This window comes from Chryseobacterium lacus (assembly GCF_003336205.1).
Taxonomy (GTDB): domain Bacteria; phylum Bacteroidota; class Bacteroidia; order Flavobacteriales; family Weeksellaceae; genus Chryseobacterium_A; species Chryseobacterium_A lacus.
In genome coordinates, this window is record NZ_QPIE01000001.1 from 305,504 (window position 1) to 330,395 (window position 24,892).

Annotated in this window: 21 protein-coding genes, 1 tRNA gene and 1 pseudogene; 6 read left to right on the forward strand and 17 right to left on the reverse strand. The window is 40.0% G+C overall.

Annotation, left to right across the window (positions count from 1 at the left end; genetic code table 11):
• The 7 genes from DQ356_RS01490 to aspS all read right to left on the reverse strand — a co-directional run bounded on the left by DQ356_RS01490 (window position 1) and on the right by aspS (window position 11,375).
• Entirely contained in the window at window positions 1-2,511 is a 2,511-nt protein-coding gene (locus DQ356_RS01490) for a zinc-dependent metalloprotease (RefSeq protein WP_114302681.1), read from the reverse strand.
• A gap of 35 nt (window positions 2,512-2,546) precedes the next feature.
• On the reverse strand, window positions 2,547-3,959 hold the full coding sequence (rlmD, locus tag DQ356_RS01495) for a 23S rRNA (uracil(1939)-C(5))-methyltransferase RlmD (protein ID WP_114302682.1): 1,413 nt from the start codon (window positions 3,957-3,959) through the stop codon (window positions 2,547-2,549).
• A 326-nt stretch (window positions 3,960-4,285) separates the two neighbouring features.
• Window positions 4,286-5,812, reverse strand: coding sequence for a TlpA family protein disulfide reductase (locus DQ356_RS01500; protein ID WP_114302683.1), 1,527 nt, complete (start codon window positions 5,810-5,812; stop codon window positions 4,286-4,288).
• Between the two features lie 208 nt (window positions 5,813-6,020).
• Window positions 6,021-6,788 (reverse strand): succinate dehydrogenase/fumarate reductase iron-sulfur subunit, encoded by a 768-nt coding sequence (locus DQ356_RS01505; protein ID WP_114302684.1) that lies wholly within the window; start codon window positions 6,786-6,788, stop codon window positions 6,021-6,023.
• Between the two features lie 20 nt (window positions 6,789-6,808).
• The gene (locus tag DQ356_RS01510; RefSeq protein WP_114302685.1) at window positions 6,809-8,821 is read right to left on the reverse strand and encodes a fumarate reductase/succinate dehydrogenase flavoprotein subunit; all 2,013 of its coding nucleotides are present in this window, start codon (window positions 8,819-8,821) and stop codon (window positions 6,809-6,811) included.
• Between the two features lie 13 nt (window positions 8,822-8,834).
• Complete coding sequence (locus DQ356_RS01515) at window positions 8,835-9,497, reverse strand: succinate dehydrogenase cytochrome b subunit (protein ID WP_114302686.1); 663 nt, start codon at window positions 9,495-9,497, stop codon at window positions 8,835-8,837.
• 123 nt (window positions 9,498-9,620) lie between these two features.
• A complete protein-coding gene (gene aspS, locus DQ356_RS01520) occupies window positions 9,621-11,375 on the reverse strand; it encodes an aspartate--tRNA ligase (RefSeq protein ID WP_114302687.1) in 1,755 nt (584 codons plus the stop codon).
• Window positions 11,376-11,683: 308 nt separating this feature from the next.
• Between aspS and DQ356_RS11300 the strand changes: the two are divergent.
• A pseudogene (locus tag DQ356_RS11300) lies at window positions 11,684-11,759 on the forward strand (30S ribosomal protein THX); the annotation flags it as partial.
• A gap of 259 nt (window positions 11,760-12,018) precedes the next feature.
• Here DQ356_RS11300 and DQ356_RS01530 read toward each other — a convergent pair.
• Entirely contained in the window at window positions 12,019-12,606 is a 588-nt protein-coding gene (locus DQ356_RS01530; protein WP_114302689.1) for a DUF937 domain-containing protein, read from the reverse strand.
• A 52-nt stretch (window positions 12,607-12,658) separates the two neighbouring features.
• A complete protein-coding gene (locus tag DQ356_RS01535) occupies window positions 12,659-13,168 on the reverse strand; it encodes a DUF2480 family protein (protein ID WP_114302690.1) in 510 nt (169 codons plus the stop codon).
• Between the two features lie 90 nt (window positions 13,169-13,258).
• Between DQ356_RS01535 and lpxB the strand changes: the two genes are divergently transcribed.
• Complete coding sequence (gene lpxB / locus DQ356_RS01540) at window positions 13,259-14,362, forward strand: lipid-A-disaccharide synthase (protein ID WP_114302814.1); 1,104 nt, start codon at window positions 13,259-13,261, stop codon at window positions 14,360-14,362.
• Window positions 14,363-14,413: 51 nt separating this feature from the next.
• Window positions 14,414-16,192 (forward strand): ComEC/Rec2 family competence protein, encoded by a 1,779-nt coding sequence (locus tag DQ356_RS01545; RefSeq protein WP_114302691.1) that lies wholly within the window; start codon window positions 14,414-14,416, stop codon window positions 16,190-16,192.
• Window positions 16,193-16,228: 36 nt separating this feature from the next.
• On the opposite strand, the gene DQ356_RS01550 is transcribed toward DQ356_RS01545, so the two are convergent.
• Complete coding sequence (locus DQ356_RS01550) at window positions 16,229-16,564, reverse strand: DUF3276 family protein (RefSeq protein ID WP_114302815.1); 336 nt, start codon at window positions 16,562-16,564, stop codon at window positions 16,229-16,231.
• A gap of 136 nt (window positions 16,565-16,700) precedes the next feature.
• The gene (locus DQ356_RS01555; RefSeq protein ID WP_114302816.1) at window positions 16,701-18,338 is read right to left on the reverse strand and encodes an ABC transporter ATP-binding protein; all 1,638 of its coding nucleotides are present in this window, start codon (window positions 18,336-18,338) and stop codon (window positions 16,701-16,703) included.
• Between the two features lie 121 nt (window positions 18,339-18,459).
• Between DQ356_RS01555 and nusB the strand changes: the two genes are divergently transcribed.
• Genes nusB through yajC form a run of 3 tightly spaced genes read left to right on the forward strand, consistent with a single transcriptional unit; the run spans window position 18,460 to window position 20,210 of the window.
• The gene (gene nusB / locus DQ356_RS01560) at window positions 18,460-19,365 is read left to right on the forward strand and encodes a transcription antitermination factor NusB (protein WP_114302692.1); all 906 of its coding nucleotides are present in this window, start codon (window positions 18,460-18,462) and stop codon (window positions 19,363-19,365) included.
• Window positions 19,366-19,869: a DUF1573 domain-containing protein gene (locus DQ356_RS01565; protein ID WP_394337234.1), complete on the forward strand. Its 504-nt coding sequence runs from the start codon at window positions 19,366-19,368 to the stop codon at window positions 19,867-19,869.
• Between the two features lie 11 nt (window positions 19,870-19,880).
• Window positions 19,881-20,210, forward strand: coding sequence for a preprotein translocase subunit YajC (yajC, locus tag DQ356_RS01570; RefSeq protein WP_114302694.1), 330 nt, complete (start codon window positions 19,881-19,883; stop codon window positions 20,208-20,210).
• Between the two features lie 58 nt (window positions 20,211-20,268).
• Here the strand turns inward: yajC and DQ356_RS01575 are convergent.
• From DQ356_RS01575 to DQ356_RS01600, 6 genes are all read right to left on the reverse strand, one after another.
• Window positions 20,269-20,342 (reverse strand) — tRNA-His (locus tag DQ356_RS01575).
• Window positions 20,343-20,378: 36 nt separating this feature from the next.
• A complete protein-coding gene (gene bshB1 / locus DQ356_RS01580) occupies window positions 20,379-21,098 on the reverse strand; it encodes a bacillithiol biosynthesis deacetylase BshB1 (RefSeq protein WP_114302695.1) in 720 nt (239 codons plus the stop codon).
• Between the two features lie 67 nt (window positions 21,099-21,165).
• Window positions 21,166-22,845: a tetratricopeptide repeat protein gene (locus DQ356_RS01585; protein WP_114302696.1), complete on the reverse strand. Its 1,680-nt coding sequence runs from the start codon at window positions 22,843-22,845 to the stop codon at window positions 21,166-21,168.
• Between the two features lie 75 nt (window positions 22,846-22,920).
• Window positions 22,921-23,784 carry a PstS family phosphate ABC transporter substrate-binding protein gene (locus DQ356_RS01590; protein ID WP_114302697.1) on the reverse strand — a complete coding sequence of 288 codons (864 nt, stop codon included), beginning with the start codon at window positions 23,782-23,784 and terminating at the stop codon, window positions 22,921-22,923.
• The gene (locus DQ356_RS01595) at window positions 23,774-23,971 is read right to left on the reverse strand and encodes a C4-dicarboxylate ABC transporter (RefSeq protein ID WP_228420591.1); all 198 of its coding nucleotides are present in this window, start codon (window positions 23,969-23,971) and stop codon (window positions 23,774-23,776) included. The genes DQ356_RS01590 and DQ356_RS01595 overlap by 11 nt, the downstream gene beginning before the upstream one ends.
• Window positions 23,972-24,049: 78 nt before the next feature.
• A complete protein-coding gene (locus DQ356_RS01600; RefSeq protein WP_114302699.1) occupies window positions 24,050-24,886 on the reverse strand; it encodes an energy transducer TonB in 837 nt (278 codons plus the stop codon).
• Window positions 24,887-24,892 lie beyond the last annotated feature (6 nt).

A 24,892-nucleotide genomic window follows, 5' to 3' on the forward strand; every position in this document is an offset into this window, starting at 1 on the left:
TTAATTATCAGGATCCAAAGCTTTTTCCAGCCTGTACACGAGATCTTCATAATGGTATGTCGTAATTGCATTATCGGCCGGCATAGATTTCAATTCATTTTGCAGGGTGTTCAAAGTACCACGAACTACTGCCTTAACATCCGAATTATCGGAGATGCTTACCGATCTGAAAAAACGGGAAGAAGCTGCTGCGGTTGGCTTCGCATTCAATAAATCTATCATAGAACCAACATAGTTCCGCTGAAGATTTCTTCTGAAAAGATCAGGTTCAGCAGTGAACATCATCTGTTTCAAATCACTCATATATTCAATAACAGGATAGGCATTTGGGTCTGCCGTGGAAGAGAGATACATCATCTGCACGACGGACGGACTCAGAATTCGGTTCAAGACACTGTTCTGAAGTCTTTCCACCACCTCAACAGATGACTTTCCTGTCTTCTCAAAAATTTCATTCCTCAAAAGCCATTCCGGGGTTTGAAAAATATTTTCGTTCAGAAACTGCAATGCTTCTTTCTGTTCAGACTTTGGAACCACTTCGTACACCGCGCCTTCCTGTTCAATATTCTTAGGCGTTTCTGTCTGTCCGCCGATATATTTTGAAACATGGCCTAGATATCTCCCGAACTGTCCTGTAACCTGATCATACATTAAGGAAAGGTTTTCGTAATCTTCGTTGGGCTTGGCAGTCCATTTCTTCAGATTATCCATAATTCTGTCTAGGTTTTTGATTCCATATCTTCCAGCGATCATCGGGTTATCGCCCACCTGTTCGCTTTGCAGGCGCGGATCAAACTGATTGCTTTCGGTACCGAAATGCAACCTTGGATCTTTCAGTTTATTGATCACCCATTTATTTAGGTGCGCTTTTTCCTTTTCAGGTGAAGAGTATTGATAGAATCTTCTGTATCCCCATTCTATTGCCCAATCATCATAATCTCCAACTCTGGGCATAATTCCCTTATCTCCTACTTTATCTTCCGGCTGTGCAACGTAATTAAATCTCGCATAATCCATAATAGAAGGCGTGTGTCCGTTCTTTTCCAGCCATTTTCTGTCTCTGAGTTTCTCTACAGGAACAGCGTTGCTGGCGATGAAATTATGTCTCAACCCTAAAGTATGTCCCACTTCATGAGCGGAAACAAAACGAATAAGTTCGCCCATCAGTTTTTCATCGAAATCTAACCTTTGTGCTCTTGGATCATTAGGAGATGCCTGAACGAAATACCAGTTTCTAAGCAGCATCATCACATTGTGATACCAATTAATGTGGCTTTCCAGAATTTCTCCGGTTCGCGGATCGGAAATGGACGGTCCCGAAGCATTGGGAACATCGGATGGTTTATAAACAATAGCCGAATATCTCGCATCTTCCAGGCTCCATTCCGGTTCATCCTTCGCGTTGGGAATTTTAGCATAAATGGCATTTTTAAATCCGGCCTTCTCAAAAGCTTTCTGCCAATCATTGACACCCTGCATCAGATAAGGAACCCATTTCTTAGGTGTGGCAGGATCAATATAGAAAACAATCGGTTTCGCAGGTTCTACCAGTTCGCCTCTTTTATATTTTTCCAAATCCTGAGGTTTCGGTTCCAAGCGCCATCTTTTAATTAAAGAAACTCTTTTCACGCCCTGAGGATCGAGATCAAAATCCGTATAGCTTACGGTAAAATAGCCCACTCTCGGGTCATAATATCGTGGCTGCATTTTATTTTCCGGCAAAAGCACCAGCGAGGAATTGATTTCCACTGTATAATTTCCACTTACTTCCGGCTTTTCCGTTCCGGGAGGAAAAGTCATGTTGCCTAAGGTTCGTGCGAAGGTTTTGGTAGTATTGAGCTCAATATTGGTTGAAAACGACCGGATGAAATTCACATAAGATTTGTCCTTTTGGAAGGCTCCGACTTTATATCTTTTCTTCACCGTCGGGGAAAAGGAAACCAGTTCATTATCGGCATTGATTAAATCTGTAATATCTACAACGGAAGATTTCTTGTCCTTTCCGAAAGCTTTGATATCGAATGCATGAATAATTGCGTGGGTATTGTTCCGCATCACCGAATTGTACATCTGCGAAGTAGAATCGCTGGCGTAATCTGCATAGGAAACGGAGCGGATAAAGATCTTATCGTTCGGGCCTTTTTCAAAGGAAATAAGGTTTTGTCCTATCTGGTCGCCGGCGTAACCTGTTGTTCCGGATCTCATGCCTGCCGCAGCTTTGGTAAGGCGGCTCACCAGAAGAAATTCTTTTCTCAGAACGGTATCGGGAATTTCAAAATAATACTTATCTTCTACTTTATGTACCGTGATGATGCCCTCGTCCGTAGTTGCTTTCTCAGTGATGACTTCCTTATACGGTTTTATCTTCTCTGGTTTTTTATCTTTTGCCGCAGCGGCAGATTTCTTTACGGCAGCGGTATCGGTTTTGGCCTTTAAGGTATCTTTTTCCTGCGCCGGCGCAAAGGTTACCAAAGAGAATAAAGACAATAAAAGTATTCGTTTGAAATTCATTATATCATTTTTTTGCTAAAGATAAACAATCTGTATTATTTCCTCAAAAGAAGTGCAATGTTCTCCACATGATGGGTTTGCGGGAACATATCCACAGGAAGGATTTTCACCACGTCGTAATGCTCTTTCATCAAAGCAATATCCCTTGCCTGCGTAGCGGAGTTACAACTTACATACACGATTCTTTCCGGGGCGAGTTTTAATATTTGTTCCACCACCTTCTGATGCATGCCATCTCGTGGCGGATCTGTGATCAGCACATCTGCTTTCGGGTGCTGGCTGAGGAATTCCTCTGTGAAAACCTCTTTCATATCGCCACAGTAGAAGGTGCAATTGTCCAGGCCGTTCAGCAGGGCATGCTCTTCCGCGGCATTGATGGCTTCCTGAACCGACTCGATGCCGATGACCTGTTTGGCATTCCGTGCGACATATTGAGCGATGGTGCCGGTTCCGGTGTAGAGATCGTACACGACTTCATGACCTTTTAAATCGGCAAATTCCAAAGTTTTCCTGTAGAGTTCCAACGCCTGGGCATAGTTGGTTTGGAAAAAAGATTTCGGGCCTATTTTAAATTTGAGCCCATCCATTTCTTCCATCAGATAGCCTTCGCCGAAATAGGTCTGCACTTCCAGATCATAAATTGAGTCGTTCCCCTTTGGATTAATGGCGAAAAGCAATGTTCTGATCTGAGGAAAATTTTCCAAAAGAAAGGCAAAAAGTTTCTCACGGTTCTCCTTTTCTTCGCGAAACAACTGGAAAAGCACCATCCATTCGCCCTTTGAATTTTGACGTAACATCATGGTTCGCAGGAAACCTTCCTGGTTTCTTACATCGAAAAAATCGAGGTTATTCTCCACAGCGTACTGCTTCACGGCAAGGCGAAGCGCGTTGGAAGGATCTTCCTGAAGGTGGCATTCTTTCAAATCCAATATCTTGCTCCACATCCCGGGAATATGGAATCCCAGGGCATTCTTATCATGAATTTCAGCATCGGAATTCACCTCATCCAAAGTGAGCCAGCGTGCATCGGAAAAAGAAAACTCCATTTTGTTGCGGTAGTAATATTGTTTTTCTGCACCTAAGATGGGCTGGGTCTCAAACTGATCCACCCCTCCGATTCTCAGGATATTGTTCACCACCTCATCCTGCTTGAACTCCAGCTGTTTTTCATAGCTCAGGTTTTGCCATTTGCACCCGCCGCACACGCCGAAGTGTATGCATCTTGGCAGCACGCGAAACGGCGAAGCTTCCACAAGGTCGGCTATTTCTGCTTCAAAGTATTTGGATTTGGATTTCTTCACCCTTGCGTTCACCACATCTCCCGGAACTGCGCCGGATACAAGGACGGTTTTGCCTTCTTCCGTTCTGCCTACGGCCACGCCTTTCGCCCCTGCTGAGACGAGCGTGATGTTCTCGAGAATCTGGTTTTTCCTTTTGTTTTTTGCCATGCTGCAAAAGTACGATTTTGAAATAAAAATCATACTGCACCCTCAAAGTTTAGGGAGTTATAGCACACCCAGCAAAAGGCGATGAAATCCGGGGTTAGCAGGCCCACTTTAAAACGTCCTGACGTTTTGCTGAAAACGTCCTGATCTTTTTATTAAAACGTCCTGACGTTTTGCAGACAACACCCGTATCTTTTTATCAACTCGTAGGAATGAGTGGGAATATTGGGTTTGATAAATATCAGAAAAGACATGATACGCTCTTGAAGTTTGTTGAATAAAAAAAACCCTGTTTATTAAAACAAGGTTTAAAATATATTGATGTAATATTATTTCTTTTCAGTTGCATCCGGGGTTTCCTGCGGCGGAGGCGGCATCAGAAGATCGTTCTGTAGTGTGGCTTCGGGGGCTACCTGAGGTGCTTTGAGCCCGGAAAGTTGATCCATCACTTGTACAAATTCCGGCTCTCCCATGTTGTAAAAGAATTTACTGGCTATTTTCCCGTCTTTATCCAACACCATGAAACTTGGCGCCAGTTTGAATCCGTATACGCCATACTGCTCAGCAAATTTGGAATTCAGGCCGCCGTCTGCATAAACATTGGTGCCCGGAATGCCTTTCAGCAAGGCTGCGCTGGTTTTCCCGAACTGTTCTTTGGTATCATCGAAGTTCACAAAAACAAAATTTACCTTTTGCTTGTAGAAATCAACCACCTCTTTCAGGACAGGAACGGTAGATTCGGCGATGTAAGGCGACCAGGATGCGTAGAACATCATGACGGTTGGTTTGCCTTTGCTTTCAGAGATGTTATAGGCTTTTCCGTCCTGTTTTACGAGCGTAGCTTCGGGAGCTACTTCGCCTCTCTTCAATCCTGAAAGAACAAAATGAATCTTTTTAAGGTCTTTTTTTATCGTAGCATCTTTGATTTCGGCATCGATAATTTTAGCAATTTTATCGTTGTTTTCTTTGGATTGATCAGGACTGATGTCAGACTGAGCCATGACGAATGCCAATAAATAATCCTTTGCTGTTTGAGATAAATCTTTTCTTTGTTTCATGAAATCGCTGAACACCTGCGAGGTAAGAACGTCTATTTTCCCCTGCGTATTGGCATTAGCATACTTCTTATAATCTTCCGTGAGTTTACTTAGAAGGTAGTTTCTGTACAGCGGATGCTCTTTTATCAGCTGTTCTTTATTCTCCTGAAGTTTCTCTTCATAGTCTTTTAAAGCTTTAGGCAACGCAAAAGAAGGATTGGCAGCCATCTGCTTTTGATACATTTCGTACTGGGGAATAAGCGACATGATGCCGGTGCGGATATCGTTTTTTTTCCATGTTACCACTTCGCTGTCGGCTTTGGTTTTTTCAGCAACCTGATCAATATTCTTTTCCAGATCAGTTTGAATTTTCTGAAGATCCTTTAGAAACGCATTACCTTCCTTCGCGATACTGGCCTGCATATCCAGCTTTTGGGAATAGTCGGACATGTATTTTTGAGTTTCTGCCAAGAAATCGTTGTTGGCTTTAGCATCTCCTGTAACCGTGTATTGTGCGGGGAAAGACTCACTGGCTCCTGAAATTTCAAGAGTCTGACCTTTTTTCAGATAAATCAGGTTCTGTTTTCCGGCGTAGGAAATGACGTACATTCCGTTTTTCGGAGCATCAAATTTTCCGTTGAAATTCCCGTCTTTATCCACTCCGGTATTCATCAGCGGCAGTGTGGCAACCCCTGAAGCTTCCACGAGTTCAATACGCTCCAACGGAGAACCGCCGGTCACTTTTCCTTTGATCTCTACGGTTTTGGAACATGATATGGCAACGAGGGCCATCATCAGCAATACAAAATATTTTTTCATTATTCTATTTTAGAAACTGGGCAAAAATAAGATATTGAACGGTTTAAAAGAAATTAATCTACGATTTTTATAAGATAATGTGACAAGATCGCTGCTTCTCATTATAAAACCCCGACCTACTTTGATTTCTTCTCTGATTCTTGCTGATCTTTAACAAAAATCGCTCTCCGTTCTGGAAAGCGATTGTTATACTAAGATTGAGAGATTTCTATCCTCTATCCAGATGAGCAGTCATATACTCACGGTTCATTCTGGCGATGACTTCAAGGGAAATTCCTTTCGGGCATTCCACTTCGCAGGCACCGGTATTGGAACAGTTCCCGAAACCTTCTTCATCCATGGCTTTCACCATGTTCAGAACTCTTCGTTTCGCTTCTACTTTCCCTTGCGGAAGCAGCGCAAACTGAGAAACCTTCGCTCCTACAAATAACGCAGCAGAACCATTTTTACAGGTTGCAACACACGCTCCACAAGCGATACACGCCGCTGCATCCATGGCTTTGTCCGCATCATCTTTCGGCACAGGAATCGCGTTGGCATCCAAAGTATTTCCTGAAGTATTTACGGAAACAAAACCTCCGGCCGCCATGATTCTGTCGAACGCGGAACGGTCCACCACTAAATCCTTAATGACCGGAAAAGCCACACTTCTCCAAGGCTCAATGGTAATAGTTTCGCCATCTTTAAACATTCTCATGTGAAGCTGGCACGTTGTAATTCCTGTATCGGGGCCATGCGGACGGCCATTGATATAAAGGGAACACATTCCGCAGATTCCTTCACGACAATCATGATCGAAAGCGATCGGCTCTTTTCCGTCGTTGATGAGGGTTTCGTTTAAAATATCAAGCATTTCAAGGAAAGAAGAATCCGTAGAAACATCAGAAATCTTATAAACCTCAAATTGCCCTTTTGTTTTATTATTTTTCTGTCTCCAAATTTTCAGAGTCAGATTAAGTCCTTTTTTTGCACTCATTTTCTTTACTGTTTTGGAGATTATTTATAACTTCTTTGTTTCACTTCGATGTTTTCATAGATCAACGGTTCCTTGTGCATTACTTCTGCATTGATGTTGTCACCCTGATATTCCCACACCGCAGCGTACATATAGTTGGCATCATCTCTTTCTGCCTCACCTTCTTCTGTCGCATGATCCCATCTGAAATGTCCTCCACAGGATTCGTTTCTTTCCAGAGCGTCTTTTGCCATCAGTTGTCCCAGTTCAAGGAAATCGGCTACACGAAATGCTTTTTCGAGTTCCATGTTCATTTCATTGGCTTCGCCGGGAACTCTTACGTCTTTCCAGAATTCATTTCTTACTTCTTCAATCTCCTTGATTGCTTCTCTGAGGCCTTCCGGAGTTCTTCCCATTCCAACCTTGTTCCACATGATGTGGCCCAGTTTCTTATGGAAATAATCTACAGAATGTTTACCGTTATTATTTAAGAAGAAATTAACTTTATCTCTTATTTCTTTTTCAGCCTTTTCAAAAGCTTCAGAATCTGTAGGAATGGTTCCTGTTCTGATATCCGCTGAAAGATAATCAGCAATTGTATAAGGAAGCACGAAATAACCGTCTGCAAGTCCCTGCATCAAAGCAGAAGCACCCAGTCTGTTCGCACCGTGGTCGGAGAAATTCGCTTCACCAATCACGAAACATCCCGGAATTGTGGACTGTAAGTTATAATCAACCCAAATACCGCCCATCGTATAGTGAACTGCAGGATAGATCTTCATCGGCGTCACATAAGGATTGTCTGCGGTAATTTTTTCGTACATCACGAAAAGGTTTCCGTATTTTTCTTCAACCCATGCCTTTCCTAAATCATAAATCTGCTGCTGCGACGGATTGTGAATATTCTTTTCAATAGCGGCTTCTTTCCCTTTTTTCAGGATTTCAGTAGAGAAATCGAGGAAAACGCCTTCTTTGGTATCGTTATTTTCGATTCCGTATCCGGCATCGCATCTTTCTTTTGCAGCTCTGGAAGCTACGTCACGCGGAACCAGGTTTCCAAATGCAGGATATCTTCTTTCCAGATAATAATCTCGGTCTTCTTCTTTAATATTCTCGGGACGCAGCCTTCCTTCGCGAATGGCAACAGCATCTTCTATTTTCTTGGGAACCCAAATTCTTCCGGAATTTCTTAAGGATTCCGACATTAAAGTCAGTTTAGACTGCTGAGTTCCGTGAACGGGAATACAAGTCGGGTGAATTTGCACAAAGCAAGGATTGGCAAAGTATGCTCCTTTTTTGTGAATTTTCCATGCTGCAGAAACATTAGAACCCATCGCATTGGTGGAAAGGAAATAAACATTTCCATAACCCCCGGAAGCGATAACCACGGCATGCGCAGAATGTCTTTCAATTTCGCCGGTTACCAAGTTTCTGGCGATAATACCTCTGGCTTTGCCGTCGACAATAACCAGATCCAGCATTTCATGGCGGTTGTACATTTTAATTCTTCCTTTACCAATCTGTCGGCTCATTGCTGAATAGGCACCCAATAACAATTGTTGCCCGGTCTGACCTTTCGCATAGAAAGTTCTTTTTACCTGAACCCCGCCGAATGAACGGTTATCAAGTTGTCCGCCATATTCTCTACCGAACGGAACGCCCTGTGCCACACATTGGTCGATAATATTGGCAGAAACTTCAGCCAAACGATAAACGTTCGCTTCTCTTGCGCGATAGTCGCCTCCTTTTATGGTATCGTAGAATAATCTGTACGTCGAATCTCCATCGCCCTGATAGTTTTTAGCAGCATTAATACCGCCTTGCGCAGCGATAGAGTGTGCTCTTCTTGGGGAGTCCTGATAACAGAATGCTTTCACATTATATCCCTGCTCTGCCAATGTAGCAGCTGCAGAACCTCCTGCTAAACCTGTTCCTACAACAATAATATCAATCTTATCACGGTTGTTAGGTGCTACCAGATTCATATGGTTTTTATGATTGGTCCACTTTTCGGCTAAAGGGCCGTGCGGAATTTTTGGATCTAACTTGCTCATATTAATAAGGATATTATTGAGTTACAAAATGATAAACTGCGATGAAAATGAAACCAGCAGGAATAAGGATAGAATACCAATTCCCGAAAGCTTTAACCATCGGCATATATTTAGGATGTCTAGCTCCCAAAGACTGGAATGAAGACTGAAATCCGTGTGCGAGGTGCAGTCCCAACAGGATAAAAGAAATAATGTATGCACCAACGCGGAAAGGATCGGCAAACTTGGCATGAAGATCATCCCAAAATCTGTTTTGCTCCGCTGGAAGACTTTCCACATATTTATAATTCATCTCGTGTACCCAGAAATCATACATGTGAAGCCCCAAAAAAGCCAAGATCACCGCACCGGTAATCAGCATGTTTCTTGACATCCAGGTAGAGTTGGCCGCTCCATTATGAATTGCGTATTTCACAGGTCTTGCTTTGTTATTTCTGTATTCCAGAACTAATCCCATGATGAAATGAAAAAAAACGGCGAACACCAGCACCGGCTGCATCAGGAACTGGATCATAGGATTGTATCCCATAAAATAAGATGCATTATTATATGCTGTTTCTCCAAAAACGGAAAGCATATTCACTGCAAGATGCATCACAAGAAATATCAGCAAAAAAATTGCCGATAATGCCATTGCGTATTTTCTACCAACGGTAGAAGTCATTAAACCTGCCATATAAATTGATTGTTTGAATTGTTACAAAGTTAGAAAAATGTTAAAGGGATGAAAGTGAGATTTATCAGAATTGATTAGTTTGTAATCTTTCTAAATAATTTTCTCCAGATTTTCAACGGTTTATTACTTTTTTTCGTGTACTGATAAGTGCAGCTCATCCAGCTGTTCATCAGCAATATGGCTTGGTGCATCAATCATCACATCTCTTCCGGAGTTGTTTTTTGGGAATGCAATATAATCGCGGATCACTTCATTGCCATCTAAAATAGCGACCAATCTGTCGAAACCAAAAGCCAATCCTGCGTGTGGCGGAGCACCGTATTTAAAGGCATTCATCAGGAATCCGAATTGTGCTTCGGCTTCTTCCTGAGTAAATCCGAGCAACTGGAACATTTTGCTTTGTAAGTTTTTATCATAAATTCTTACAGAACCGCCGCCGATTTCATTTCCGTTCAATACTAAATCGTATGCATTTGCTCTCGCTTTTCCGGGATCAGTTTCCAACCAATGAATATCGTCGGGCTTTGGCGAAGTGAAAGGATGGTGCATTGCGTGGTAACGTCCTGTTTCCTCGTCCCATTCCAAAAGCGGGAAATCTGTTACCCAAAGCGGGGAAAATTCGTTTCCTTTTCTTAATCCGAGTTGATTGCCGAGTTCCATTCTCAATGCAGAAAGCTGGGTTCGTACTTTGTTGGCTTCACCACTCATGAGGAGCATCAAATCGCCTTCTTTCGCACCAAACTTTTCGGTAATTTTCTTTAATGAATCTTCATCATAAAATTTATTGACAGATGAAGCGATGACACCATCGTTCTGGAATTTAATCCAAATCATTCCTGAAGCGCCTATTTGCGGGCGTTTCACCCAATCGATCAGTGCGTCGATCTGCTTTCTTGTATATTCAGCACAGCCTTCTACATTGATTCCGACTACTAATTCGGCATCGTCAAATATTTTAAAATCTTTTCCCTTTACCAGTTCGTTCAGTTCCACGAATTCCATTCCGAAACGGATGTCCGGTTTATCATTTCCGTACCGTTTCATGGCTTCATCGTAAGTCATTCTTGGGAATTTTCCGGTTTCTTTTCCTGAAATTTCATGGATTAATGAAGCCGTCATTCCTTCAAAAATCTCAAGAACATCTTCCTGCTCTACAAACGCCATTTCACAATCGATCTGGGTGAATTCAGGTTGTCTGTCCGCACGCAAATCCTCGTCCCGGAAACATTTTACAATCTGGAAATAGCGATCGATACCACCAATCATCAGCAATTGTTTGAATGTTTGTGGTGATTGTGGAAGCGCATAAAACTGTCCGGGATTCATACGGCTTGGCACCACAAAATCTCTTGCACCTTCAGGAGTAGATTTGATCAAAACCGGGGTTTCAACCTCGATAAACCCTTTGTCGGAAAGATAGTTTCTCACTTTCTGCGCCATTTTGTGACGGAAAATTAGTTTGTCTTTCACCGGATTTCTGCGAATATCAAGATAGCGATATTTCATTCGTTGCTCTTCGCCACCGTCGGTTTCATCTTCAATGGTGAAAGGCGGAAGTTCAGAAGCATTTAGAAGAGTTAGTTTTGCTACAAGAATTTCAATTTCTCCGGTCGGAATTTTCGGGTTTTTGGACGTTCTTTCAATCACTTTTCCGCTGATTTGAATCACAAATTCACGTCCCAGTTTTTTTGCCTGTTCTAGAAGTTCGGCGGAAGAACGGTCTTCATCGAACACCAATTGTGTAATTCCGTAGCGGTCGCGCAAATCGATCCATATCATAAAACCTTTGTCGCGGATGGTTTGTACCCAGCCTGAAAGCGTTACTTCTTCATTAAGATTTTTTAGCGACAACTCGCCATTGGTGTGCGTTCTGAACATTATATTGAATTGAAAATTTCTGTGGGCAAAGATAGGGGTTTTTGGTTTTAGTAAGTTTATGATTAATTGAATCGTAGAAAATAAATTAAATACAAAACTGCAAAAGGTATTAGAAAAAACATTCAAGCATGTAAGTATTCAGCAGTAGAAACGAAAGTCATATAAAAAAAGCAGGTTTACGGAAAATCCAATACGTACAACTAAGGATTTGGCTCAAAACAAAACGGCAAATATTTGAAATCAGAAATAATAGAAGTTCATCTTAAAAACTTTTCATAAATTTGTTAGGAATCAAAAAAATATTATTTATGGGAAAAGGCGATAAAAAAACAAAACGCGGCAAGATCATTTCGGGAAGTTACGGTGTCACCAGACCGAGAAGAAGAACTTCTGCAAGGGAAGTTCCTGTAAAAGTTTTGGACGAAGATGAAAAGAAAGCTCCGAAAGCCAAAGTGAGGAAACAGGTAGGCGAGCAAACCGAACCTACGGAAAACGCTGAAGTGAGCAAGAAAACCAAAGCAACAAAAGCAGAATCCCCGGAAGAAAAACCAAAAGCAACAAGAAAGAAAAAAACCGAAGAATAACCTTCGGTTCTAATGATTGAAATCCTTCGAAACATTGAATTTTGAGGGATTTTTTAATTTTATTTTCCGCCAAACAAAGAACCCAGCAAACCACCGAGCCCGCCTTGCTGCTGATTTCCGCCACCTAAAACCTGGCCCAGAATATCGTTCAAGGGATTGGAAGGTTCTGCCTGTGCATCTTTTTGTGCACCGCCCAAAATTCCGCCCAGTAAATCTCCCAAACCGCCGGAATTAACATCTTTGCTCTTTTTCTCTTTCCCGATGTATCCCATAATCAGCGGAGCCAACATCGCTAGAATGGGACCAACTTTGCTCATAGAAATTCCTGTATTTTCAGAAAGTGAATTTTCAACTTGTGATTTTTGTCCGCCAAAAATATGATCAAGAATAGAAGCGCCTTCTTCCTGTCTGTCTTCCACTTTCGTTGGATCATTTAGGATAGAGCCATCGTGATCTTTTTCCAGCGCATTATTTAAAGCTTCCGCTTCATTGCTGTCTTCAGACTTTTTTCTTAAATAAGAAATAATCAGCGGTGCAGCTACTGCCATCAGCGCGATAATTTGATTCTTAGAAACACCAAATTTATTTTCTGCCTTTTCGGCGACTTGTGTTCCTGCATTTCCCGTAAGTAAATCCATTAGATTCATAATATAATTTATTTTCCGACGGAAGGATCAAAAAATATTCCGAAACTCTTTTTTAATTTTTAAAGACCGGAACATTGGAACAAGCTTCCCCGAACATCAGCGATTTCACTATGGGTTTCAGTTTTTCCACAAGTTCTACATACGCATTTTCGGGGATACTTTCGTCGCTGCAGCCTTTCACAAGGACTCTTTTTCCTTCGAGTTCAGAAAAGTCATACGTTTGCAAAGCCTCATGCATCAAAATAATCTCGAGATCTTTCTGCATTCCGAAAACCATTTTTTTTGCATGTCCTGTCAGTTTTGCCGTAAGTAGAAAATACGCCCAAAGCGGAACAATCGCATCGGCAGAGTTGTAAATATGAACATAACTTCCCGTATAATCTTCGGGTAAAACGGCGGCCACTTTTTCCCTGAAATCTTTTTCCTTTAAAATCATTCCTTCCCAAAGAAAATCTTTTAGATCAATACCTTTCCTTTCCCCTTTTGGGATGAGTGAGGAAAGGTCAAAATTCACCAATCCACTTTGTGCTACTTTATTTTTTATTTCGAAACTTTCGGACATTTTATTTTTATCTTTGAAGCAAAATTAAGGTAAAAAAATCATTTGGCTTTTCCAACTCAACGGATTCCACTTTTAAAAACACAAACTCAATTGAAGTACTACATCATCGCCGGCGAAGCATCTGGAGATTTACACGGAAGCAATCTGATAAAAGCTTTGAAACATAAGGATTCCAAGGCGGAATTCCGTTTTTGGGGTGGCGATTTGATGGCGGAAAATGCAGGAAACGAACCTGTAAAACATTACCGGGATCTTGCGTTTATGGGTTTTCTGGAAGTTGCGAAAAATCTGAAAACCATTCTGGGAAATATCAAGTTTTGCAAACAAGATCTTAAAAAGTATCAACCTGATGTTCTGATTCTGATCGATTATCCTGGTTTTAATCTCAGAATTGCAAAGTACGCAAAATCACTGGGAATCAGAGTTGTATATTACATTTCGCCACAACTTTGGGCATGGAAAGAAGGTCGTGTGAAAACCATCAAAAAATATGTGGACGACCTACTTGTAATCCTGCCTTTTGAAAAAGATTTTTATAAAAAACATGGAGTGGAAGCTCATTTTGTGGGACATCCGTTATTGGATGCCATTTCAGATCTGCCCGAGATTGACCTTCAGAAATTCAAATCCGAACACCATCTTAACGAAAAGGAAATCATCGCACTTTTGCCTGGTTCACGGGAACAGGAAGTAGAAAAAATGCTGAAACTCATGCTTTCAGTTCGCCCTCATTTTCCGGAATATCAATTTGTGATCGCAGGTGCGCCCAGTTTACCGAAAGATTTCTACGAGAAATATGTGGATGAAAACGTCCATTTTGTTTCCAATAAAACCTATGATTTGCTTCGGTGTTCGAAAGCTGCACTTGTGACTTCGGGAACGGCAACTTTGGAAACGGCTTTGCTGAACGTGCCGGAAGTCGTATGCTATCGCGGAAGTAAAATTTCCTACGCCATTGCGAAACGACTGGTAAAGCATATTAAATATATTTCACTGGTTAATTTGATCATGGATCGGGAAACGGTAAAGGAACTGATACAGGATGAACTGACTACCAAAAATTTAGCGACAGAACTCCGTCTTATCCTGAATGAAAACAGAAATAAAATTCTAAGCGACTATGAGCAGTTGCTGAAAAAGCTGGGCGGAAAAGGAGCCAGCGCGAACGCTGCAAAGATTATTGTGAATCCCTAATTTTAATTTTGTAAGTAACTGAGGTTTATTATCTTTGAGTAAATTACTACATTGAGAAAGCAACCTCACGCTATTTTCTGTTTTTGCTTTATTCTCGGAATTCTGATTCGGGAATATTTTCCATTCTTATTCAATTTTATCCCTGTTTTTCTCTTTGTATTGAGCGTTACAATGATTTCGTATTTTTCAAAATCTTTAGAAATTGTAAAACTGAGAAAGATTTTTACAGGCTTTTCTTTCCTACTGCTCGGAGTGGTGATTCATCAACTCAACACGAGACAACAGCAAATTCCGAAAGTTGATCAGAAAGAAACGATCATTTTTAAATTGGAAAAAAAGCTGAATTCCAACGAGAGAAACCGTCGCTATGAAATCGTTGCCAAAACTCAAAATGAAGAATTTAAAAGCATTTTATCTGTTCCGAAAACGGATCCAGAATTGGACTTCAAAAATTATTATCAGGCGCAAGCCTACATCAACCAGGTAGAGCCGCCAAAAAATGATTATCAGTTTAACTATGCGAAATATCTGCAGCGAAAGAACATTTATTTCCAAAGTTATCTTCCAAATGGGTATAAAAGCCAAGAAAGGAATGACCTGAACTGGCCTGAAAAAGTAAAGCAAAAACGAACAGAGATTTTACAAAAGATTGACAATAGCAACATGTCGCCAAAAAGTCGCGAATTTCTGAAAGGAATTATTCTGGCAGACCGGACTGAAATGGACAAAGAAACGGTTTCAAATTTTTCCAGAACCGGATTAGCCCATATTCTGGCTATTTCGGGTTCACATATTGTGGTGATTTACATGATTTTGTTCTGGATTTTCGGACAAATTTATTCTGCCAGATTCCGGAAGGCAGCCATCATAACGAGCCTTTTATTCATCTGGCTTTTCGCAATTTTTATAGATTATGGAAATCCAGTAATCCGTTCCTGCATCATGCTTACGATTTATTACGTGTATGTTCTGCTACAACGAAAGCCGGATCTGCTACATGCGATGGCGCTCGCAGCGTTCCTCATTCTGATCGTGGATTCGCAACAGATTTTTGATGTCGGTTTTCAACTCAGCTTCATTGCAGTTTTGGGAATTTACTGGCTCAATTTGCCGATCCTGAACCGCTTCCCGAAATACAGGAATAAGGCGCAACTTTATATGTACAGCATCGGTTCGATTACTTTGGCAGCGCAATTTGCTACCTTGCCTTTGGTGCTTTTTTATTTTCATCAGTTCTCGCTTATTTCATTTGTTGCCAATCTTGTGATTATTCCGATTGCTGAAATCATCATTATTTACAGTATGTTTCTCGCTCCTATGGCCGGAATGGGAATAAAGTTCAGTTGGATTTTTGAATTATATGATTTTCTGGTGTCGAATGTTTTGGTACTTATTCGATGGTTTGCTGGTTTTGAAAGCGTTTTCAGCAAAAACATACCCTTTTCTCTGGCTGAAGTTGCGGTTTCCATTGTTGCCCTCTATTATCTCCGCTTTTTAATTCTGAAAGTGGAATGGAAAAGCATTCTCCGTTTTGCCTCGGCTTTCGGAGTTCTTCTGGTGTTGCATTTCGGATTGAACCAATATTACAGCACGAAGGACGAGGTCATAGTTCATCATCATTTTAAAGAAAAATATATTTCTGTAAAAGAAAACAAACAGGTAACGTTCTGGCTTCCTGAACATTCAGATTTGGAGAAAATAGAAAAATATGTGATTGATCCTTATTTAACTTCCCGAAGAACAAGGAAATATACGGTGAAAAAACTTCCGCCTAACCAAACTTCATTTCGGTATGGCGGAAAAACATATTATTTGGATGTAAAACAATAAAAAAGCATTCCTGAATTGGGAATGCTGATGTTTATTTTAAACTTCGTCGTCTGAATCAATTGTGAACTGACGGGATTTGAAGTCTTTTTCATGTCGTTCAGAAATGACATCTTCTCCTTTTTCATTGATGATGAAATCTGTACTTTCCATGAACATTTCCTGAAAAGCCTTGAAGTCTTCTTTGTAAAGATAGATTTTATGCTTCTCAAATGTTGCATCTCCGTTTTCCGAATAGTTCTTTTTACTTTCGGTAATCGTAAGGTAATAATCTCCTGCTTTTGTCTCGCGCACGTCAAAGAAATAAGTTCTTCTGCCTGCTTTTAACACCTTGGTGAAAATTTCGTTTTCGTGGCGTTCCTTGTAATCACTCATTGTACGATAATTTTTGAAATCTTGAAAACAAATATAAAAGAATTCCGCCAATTGCAAAATTTTTTTTAGGAATTTGTAATCAAATCTTTATATTGATAAAAAATCTCTAATACTACTCGTGAAAAATCACTGCTATTTAGGTGAGATTCAATATTTTATCCGCTTTTTTAGCAGTACTTTCCCGATGCGTGATGATGATGGAAGTACAGTTCCGGAGATCGTTTTCAATATTATTCAGGATATTTTCCTCCGTTTCCGTATCCAAAGCAGAAAGCGAATCATCAAAAATTAAAATCTGTGGCTGCCGAATCAGTGCTCTCGCAATGCAAAGCCGCTGCTTCTGTCCGCCGGAAAGCATCACACCACGCTCTCCTACCATGGTTTGATATTGCTCTTTGAATTTTACAATATTTTTATGAACATCCGCCTTTTTAGCATACTTTATAATTTCCTGCTCAGTAGGATGATCCATAGGAAAACCGATATTATTAGCAATCGTGTCAGAGAAAAGATAACTTTCCTGAGGAATATAACCGATCGCCTGTCTGTAATTCTCCAGGTTATGTTCTTCCAAATCTTTTCCGTCAATCAGAATAACGCCTTCTGTCGGTTGTATCATTCTGCACAAAAGCAAAGCAATCGTAGACTTTCCGCTGCCAGTTTTTCCCATAATGGCGAGACTTTCACCAGCTTTCACTTTGAAACTTAGATTTTTAACAGCCTTAATTCCGGTGTTGGGATAAACATAACTCACGTTCCGGAATTCAATTTCGCCGCGAATCGGATAGACGGAATGATTGGTATTTATGATTTCAGGAACCTGCTCCAGAAATTCATTAATTCGAGACATGGAAGCTTCAGCACGCTGATTGACGGATGTAACCCAACCTACCATAGAAAAAGGCCATATCAGAATATTGATGTACATGAAAAAATCTGCAATTTTCCCGACAGATATTTCATTGGCCAGATATTTTTGTCCGCCAATCCAAAGAATTGCAACATTTAATATTCCGATAACAAATAAAATAATCGTGAAGAAATACGCTTCGGTTTTAGCAAGATCCAGTGCTTTTTCCTGATAATCTTTTACTTTTATTCCGTAATTTTTCTCGATATATTTTTCTTTTGCAAAAAACTTCACCACCCGAATTCCCGAAAAACTATCCTGAACAAAAGTAGAAATCGCAGATTGGCTTTTCTGCATTATTTTCGATTTTGCATTGATGATGGAACTTACTTTATAAATTACAAAAGACAAAATCGGAAGTGGAATAAGCGTCCATAAAGTCATCTCCGCATCTGTATTCACCATGTAAATACTGGTGACAATCAATAAAACAACGAGATTGACAACATACATTACGCCCGGCCCGAGATACATTCTTACGGCCACTACATCTTCACTCAGCCTGTTCATCAGATCTCCTATCGTCGTGCTTTTGTATTGCGAGAGAGTCATTTCCTGATAATGGCGATAGATTTTATTTTTCAATTCATATTCTATCTTTCTGGACGTTACAATAATCGTCTGCCGCATCATAAACGTAAAAAAACCTGTGAGCAGCGAAGATCCGACAATAATTCCCACGTAAATAAGCACTTGCTGATTAAACCCAAAAGTATCATTATTGGCGATCTCATCCACCGATTTCCCTACAAACTGAACCTTGAAAATATTGAAGAAATTGCTGGCAACGATGAACAGAAAACCCCAAAACAACAGAATTCTGTGTTTCCAGAAATAGGGATTGAGGGTTTTCAGCGCTTTCATCTTGGAAAAAAATTTATGCAAAAATACGGTTTTGAAAATAGATAGCGTAGCTACTGCCTGCGGTTTTGCGGGACTCTTTTCCAAAAAAATACTATCTTTGCACCCATAAAAGTTCTTTGAAATGTTAGGAAGAAGACAGATTCGTGAAAAAGTGGTGAAAACCCTTTATTCTTATTACCAAAACCCTCTAAAATATGATATTCTGGAAAAAAATATGCTGACGGAAATTGATAAAATTTACCATCTTTATATTTACCAACTCAATTTTATGGTGGCTTTAAAGGAATTGGCAGAAAAGCAGATCGAAATTGGAAAAAACAAATATTTGAAAACCGATGCGGAACTGAATCCTAATCAGAAATTCATCAGCAACCAAGTTTTAAAGAAAATTGAGGAAAACAGAGAAAGGATTTCCTTCACATCGAAACATAAAGAACTTCAGTGGGAAATGCACGATGATCTTTTGGTGAAAACTTTTCAGCGGATTATATCCGGGAAACGTTACAAGGATTTTATGCAGGAAGACAACCTCTCCTACGAAGAAGATCAGAAATTCATCGGCAAACTTTTCCTAAGATACATTGCTGAAAATGAGGACTTTCATGAGCATATCGAAGAAAAAGAACTGAGCTGGTCTGATGATTTTCATATTTCCAATTCCATGGTTCAGAAAACCATCGGCTACTTCAAGGAACACGAAGAATCTCATACGCTGATCCGAATGATCAAGGATCGTGAAGATGAAGAATTTGCCAGAAAACTCCTTCGGGAAACGCATCACAACTGGGAAGAGAACGAGGAAAAGCTGGAAAAAAGACTGGAAAACTGGGATTTGGAAAGGATTTCTTTGATGGATAAAATTATCCTCATTACTGGTATTACTGAAATCGATCGTTTTCCACTAACGCCTTCAAGAGTTATTATTAATGAATACATTGAAGTTTCAAAAGTGTATGCGAACGAAAAATCCAATATTTTTGTGAACGGAATTTTAGATAAATATACCAAAGAGTTAAATAGAATTTAAATTATGAAAAAATCAATCATTATGCTTTCTTTTGGAATGATGGCGGCTGCTTTCAATTCCTGCGGAAAAAACGAAAAGCCTGACGTTTTAATAGAAGAAAACACCACGGAAACAGCCCTCACCGAAATGCCGGCAGAAATGGCTACTGCAAATCCACAGGACGAAATGCTGAAAAAAGCACAGTCTCATCCTTTGACCAATCTCGTACTATCCGAAAATCACTTTGATTTCAAAGAAGTGAAGAAAGGAGAAAGTGTAGAACATATCTACGAAGTAACCAATACCGGAGAAAATCCATTGATCATTTCTGAAGTAAAACCGGGCTGCGGATGTACGGCACCGAACTTTACCAAAACGCCGATTCTTCCCGGTCAAAAAGGACAGATTACGCTGAAATTTGACTCAGCGAGTTTTGACGGGCCACAAAATAAACAGGCAGAAGTGTATGCTAACGTAGAAAATGCACCGATCATTCTATCGTTCTCCGCCAATGTAATCAATTAAAATAATTTATAATGATCACTATATTTTTACAAGCTCCGGCTGGCGACGGCGGAGGAATGACCATGATGCTGATGATGGCATTAATGTTTGTAGGTTTTTATTTCCTGATGATTCGTCCTCAAATGAGAAAACAAAAGCAGGAGAAAAACTTTCAGGCAGAACTGAAAATCGGACAAAGAATAGTAACTACCTCTGGTATGCACGGAAGAGTTGCCCAAATAATGGAAGATGGAATTGTTATTGAAACACTTTCTGGAAAACTAAAATTTGAGAAATCTGCTATTTCGAGAGATTACACCCAAGGAAGATTTCCTGCTAATGCTCCGGATGATAAGAAATAAATCTAAAAAAATTACAACCAAAAAACGCACTGAAAATCAGTGCGTTTTTATTTTTTTGGGTGGATGAGGGGTCTCGAACCCCCGACCTTCGGAACCACAATCCGACGCTCTAACCAACTGAGCTACAACCACCGTTTTGTGGGTGCAAATATAATATTTTTGTCTGAATTAAAAAACTAAACTATCGAAATTTTTGAAGGCAAGTATTCTTTCGGTTGTAAAACCTTCAGCGTAAACACATCCTGACAATCTTCCCAAATCCTGGGCTCTATAGGTAAGGCTTTCCAGGAAATCTTTTGTAGCAATCGGGGTCATGGGTTCTTTGGAATCAGGATCATAAAACTGGGTTTTATATGCCAAACACGCTTCCAGTTTTTGATCCATGAAATTGGAAATATCTACCACAAAATCGGGTTCGATATTTCTCCACTGGATATAATGGAAAATATGCTTTGGCCGCCATGCTTCCTGTTCCTGCCCGTCTAATTCGGTTTCAATTTTTATCAATCCGGAAAGAAAACAAGCATCTGAAATCAATTTAGCTGCTTTTGCATGATCGGGATGCCGGTCTTCAATAGCATTCGCCAATACCATTTCGGGACGGTATTTTCGGATTATTTTTACAATTTTCAATTGGGATTCCTCTGAATTAATCAGAAATCCATCTTTTAATCCCAAATTTTCACGAGCTGAAATTTTCAAAATTCGGGATGCTTCTTCCGCTTCTTGTTTTCGGGTTTCATCTGTTCCCCTTGTTCCCAATTCACCACGGGTTAAATCTAAAACAGCGACTTTTTTCCCTTCAGAAATCATTTTAGCAATGGTTCCCCCGCATCCCAATTCCACATCATCAGGATGAGCTCCTATAGCGAGAATATCAATTTTCATATTTCAAATTTACAATAATAAAAAATCCCGGCATTATTACCGGGAATATTTGAGTTACTATATCAGATTAGCTGTCTGAGTTCAGCTGTTTGTTCAGTTCAATTGCATCCTGATAATCCGGTTTCAGTTGTACTGCTTTCGCAGCATATTCCTTCGCTTTCGCAGGATTTTTTTCCAGGTTATAAAAGGCAACCGCATAATATGCATAGGAAAGAGTTTCCTTTTGCTGCTCTTGTTCTTCAGGTTTTTGTGCAAGAACAGTATTTATAAATTTCTGGTATGAAGTTTCAGCCATCTCAGGATTGGAAAGTTGCTGATATGCAGATCCTTTCGCATAATAAGAATACGCCCAAGTGGGTGATATAGCAATCATTTTATCCCAAGTCAAGATGGCTGCGTCCCAGTTCTGTACTTCTTGATATGCTGCTCCTAATTTTACAATTGCATCTACATCATTCGGATTGGCCGCGATTTGCTTTTTCAAAGCTTCAATCGCAGGACTAGTCGGTCCTGCATTCGCAGCTGCAACGTTGGCACCTCCGCCTTTAATTTTAATTATTTCTGCATCCCAATCTAATGTTTGATCTTTTGCATTTTTTGCAATGGTAATTTTCTGTTCAGCTTCTTGCATCATAGCAGATTTTTTCGCTTCATCTTTTTCATCTTTCGCCAAACCAGCGATAATCAATCCTTCCAAACCTCTGTCTGCCGGGTAAATTCTCGCTTTATCAGTCACTGTTGTGATGAATGTATTAAGATCTGCCTGAGCTTGGGTGTAATTTTTATCGGCATAATCCAGATATGCTCTCAGTTTGTACTTAATAGGATCCTGAACTACAGGAAAAACTTTGTTTAACGTAGCTCTGGCGTTTGCATAATTCTGATTTGTGAAATAAAGTTTTGCGATCTCCAGTTGAGTATCAGGATCTTCATCTGCGTATTTAGCATAGTTTTCCAAGGCTTTTGTAGCGTTCGCCGCTTGCTGGAATCTGATTTCATAGTTCGCTAAAGCTTTGTACGCTGGAGCATACGTTGGATCTGCTGCGATGGCTTTTGTAATTTCCTGTCTGGCTTTTTGCCACTGCTGAGCCTGCATCCATAATGTTCCCATTCTGGTATAAACAGATGCTTTATTAGCAGCAACAGGCAAAGCTTTATCGTAAGCCGTCATAGCATCACCCGCCACCTGAGGACTGTTCGTCAATTTCAACCGAAATGCATCTCCCAAAGTGTAGTAATAATGTGCAGGAACGCCTTTTCGGGATTTCTCTATGGCTTTATCAAGAAACTGTACTGCCAAATCAGCATCATTATTTTTTTCAAAAAGTGTCAAAGCTTGTCCTGCTCTGAAAAGAACTTCCGGATCTCTCTCTCTGGAATCTTTTACAATTTTCTGGATTTCTGCAATGGCTGCAGCTTTATTTCCTTTTCCTAATTTTATAGTAGCCAAACCGATTTTATTCAGATAATCCTTGCTGTCGGCAGCCAATCCTTTTCTGAAATATTCTTCCGCTTTTGTAAAATCAGGTTCAGTTTGGGTGAGGTATGTATTTCCTAAATAAAAATAGTTTTCGGCGGAGGCAGATTTGCTGATCATTTCCTCAAAATTCTTTTTTGCTTGAGCATATTTATGACTGTCGATACTGGTAATTCCTTCCTGTAAAGACTGGGCAAAAGTAAAATTAGCAAAAAATCCGACTGCAACTCCAAGTACTACTTTTTTAGATATGTTCATTACATTTTTCATTTTAAATCTTATATTTTTTCATTATTTGTCTAATAGTACACAATATTTATTCCAAATTTATATCGATGGGGATAATTAATACATTTTAACCTCCCGTTGATAGAGATTATATTTCTGCAAACCTTCCTTCTGAACAATCATTTGTCCGATATGAGTACAGGAAAATCTGATAAATCCGTTAGCCATATTAAAATTGGCTTCACTGGTAAGAAAATAAAGGGTTCTGGTAAACGGGTAAGACATATTGGCAAGATTCAGAATTTCCGGCGATATTGATTTTCCCTTGACTGTTACAGGCAAGATTTTCACTTTATTTCTCAATTCTTCTGCTTCTTTGGAATAGGGCCTGCTGAAGCTATTCAGTGCGACCACGCCAATTTTACCTGGATATTTCTCCAGATTTTGGATAACATTCTCATTACCGCTTAAAATAGAAAACTTCAGATCTGATGGTTTTTTATTGATTTTCTGTGCCACGAAATTCAAATTACTAGAATTGGTACCGTCGAAAATCAGTTTTTTTTCTTCAGAATGTAACGCATCAATAATTTCATCCATAGAAATACTCTGAAGTGGAGAATCCTTAGGAACTACAAAAACCACTGCATCTGCTGCAAACCTGTCTGGCCTGTATTCCAGATCCATCACTCTTTCGTATTCTTTTATTTCTTCTCCATTCAAATCTCTGGACATGACGATAATTTTCGCTTTTCTCTGCAAAAGATCCATAAAAGCATGGTCTTCTTTTTTAGTTTCAACGTTTATTTTCGTATCAGGATAGGTCATCATATATCCATCAGCAAGTGCCTGTGTTACACTTTCAAAAGACGCATCTGTTAGAATAGTAAGATTTCCTTTATGATACTCTTCAATAGGCAGACTTTTTTTGCACGATAATGCGGCCATCAAAATAAGAAAGCCAAAAACTTTAATTCTCATTTCTGAATTGCTTTATTCTTTTTGCACCGCGAAAGATCCTGAACGATCCATAGAGAATCATCAGTGTTCCCAACATATAGGCAATGGTAGCTTCCAAAGGAACAAAGAACCAAAGTTTAAGAATGATAAAAAACCCAAGGAGAATATAAAAAAATCCTGCTAAGATCGAAAGCCAATTGAACATCATACGATTACAAAAATAAGAAAAATTAAAAAAAAGAGAAGCGTTTGCTTCTCTTTGATTTCATTACAACTAAAGTGCCATTTATTCGAAATTCATCGTAATCGGGAATCTGAACCTTGCTCTAACGGTTTGTCCGTTTACCTTAGCAGGTGTCCATTTATTTCTGATGGACTTCACCGTACGGATCGCTTCGGCATTCATGTCTCTGTTTGGGCCATTGGCTTTAATATCAGTAAGACTTCCATCGCGTTCTACTACGAACGTCACCTCAGTTTTTACTGACCCTTCACCTTCCATAACAGAGCCGTCAAAATTACTAACAAACCTGTTTCTAAATGAGTTGATACCTCCAGGAAAAGCAGCGCCTTGCTCTACATCATCATAAATTTTATTGACATCCACTTTTGGCGCTTCAATCGTTGCAGCCTTAGTTCCTGTAGAAGGCGGCGGCGGCGGAGGTGTGTAGGTAGGCGTTTTCACTCCTTCCTGAGCTACAACTCCGGTGGTAGTTTCCAACTGTTGAGAAATTGGTGGCGGCGGTGTTTCTACCACAGGTGCTTTTTTAGGTTCCGGAACTACATTCTGAATAATCTCAATTTGTTCCTCTTCTACCGGAGGTGGAGGTGGAGGTGGCGGAAGATCTTCTTCCGGCTGTTCAATAATGGTTTCTTCCGGCAAAATTTCAATCAGATTGGCCTCAACTTCCGTTTTTTCCTTGGCAGTCATTTGTTGGATCTGCATGATCACAAACGGTGTGATTGCAACTACACAAAACAAAACTGTACCCAGGATAAACGATCTTGTAAGAATTTTCCGGTAGGAACTTCTCAGATCATAAGCACCATAGCTCTTATTTCTGTTTTCGAATACAATTTCATCCAAGCTCAGATTTTCATTGTATGTATTTTCGTTTGCCATTTTACT

Bases quoted from the DNA above. Each gene is read 5' to 3' on its own strand.
- DQ356_RS01490 (WP_114302681.1), bottom strand. From the start codon at position 2,511: ATGAATTTCAAACGAATACTTTTATTGTCTTTATTCTCTTTGGTAACC.
- rlmD (WP_114302682.1), bottom strand. From the start codon at position 3,959: ATGGCAAAAAACAAAAGGAAAAACCAGATTCTCGAGAACATCACGCTC.
- DQ356_RS01500 (WP_114302683.1), bottom strand. From the start codon at position 5,812: ATGAAAAAATATTTTGTATTGCTGATGATGGCCCTCGTTGCCATATCA.
- DQ356_RS01505 (WP_114302684.1), bottom strand. From the start codon at position 6,788: ATGAGTGCAAAAAAAGGACTTAATCTGACTCTGAAAATTTGGAGACAG.
- DQ356_RS01510 (WP_114302685.1), bottom strand. From the start codon at position 8,821: ATGAGCAAGTTAGATCCAAAAATTCCGCACGGCCCTTTAGCCGAAAAG.
- DQ356_RS01515 (WP_114302686.1), bottom strand. From the start codon at position 9,497: ATGGCAGGTTTAATGACTTCTACCGTTGGTAGAAAATACGCAATGGCA.
- aspS (WP_114302687.1), bottom strand. From the start codon at position 11,375: ATGTTCAGAACGCACACCAATGGCGAGTTGTCGCTAAAAAATCTTAAT.
- DQ356_RS01530 (WP_114302689.1), bottom strand. From the start codon at position 12,606: ATGAATCTAATGGATTTACTTACGGGAAATGCAGGAACACAAGTCGCC.
- DQ356_RS01535 (WP_114302690.1), bottom strand. From the start codon at position 13,168: ATGTCCGAAAGTTTCGAAATAAAAAATAAAGTAGCACAAAGTGGATTG.
- DQ356_RS01550 (WP_114302815.1), bottom strand. From the start codon at position 16,564: ATGAGTGATTACAAGGAACGCCACGAAAACGAAATTTTCACCAAGGTG.
- DQ356_RS01555 (WP_114302816.1), bottom strand. From the start codon at position 18,338: ATGAAAGCGCTGAAAACCCTCAATCCCTATTTCTGGAAACACAGAATT.
- nusB (WP_114302692.1), top strand. From the start codon at position 18,460: ATGTTAGGAAGAAGACAGATTCGTGAAAAAGTGGTGAAAACCCTTTAT.
- yajC (WP_114302694.1), top strand. From the start codon at position 19,881: ATGATCACTATATTTTTACAAGCTCCGGCTGGCGACGGCGGAGGAATG.
- bshB1 (WP_114302695.1), bottom strand. From the start codon at position 21,098: ATGAAAATTGATATTCTCGCTATAGGAGCTCATCCTGATGATGTGGAA.
- DQ356_RS01585 (WP_114302696.1), bottom strand. From the start codon at position 22,845: ATGAAAAATGTAATGAACATATCTAAAAAAGTAGTACTTGGAGTTGCA.
- DQ356_RS01590 (WP_114302697.1), bottom strand. From the start codon at position 23,784: ATGAGAATTAAAGTTTTTGGCTTTCTTATTTTGATGGCCGCATTATCG.
- DQ356_RS01595 (WP_228420591.1), bottom strand. From the start codon at position 23,971: ATGATGTTCAATTGGCTTTCGATCTTAGCAGGATTTTTTTATATTCTC.
- DQ356_RS01600 (WP_114302699.1), bottom strand. From the start codon at position 24,886: ATGGCAAACGAAAATACATACAATGAAAATCTGAGCTTGGATGAAATT.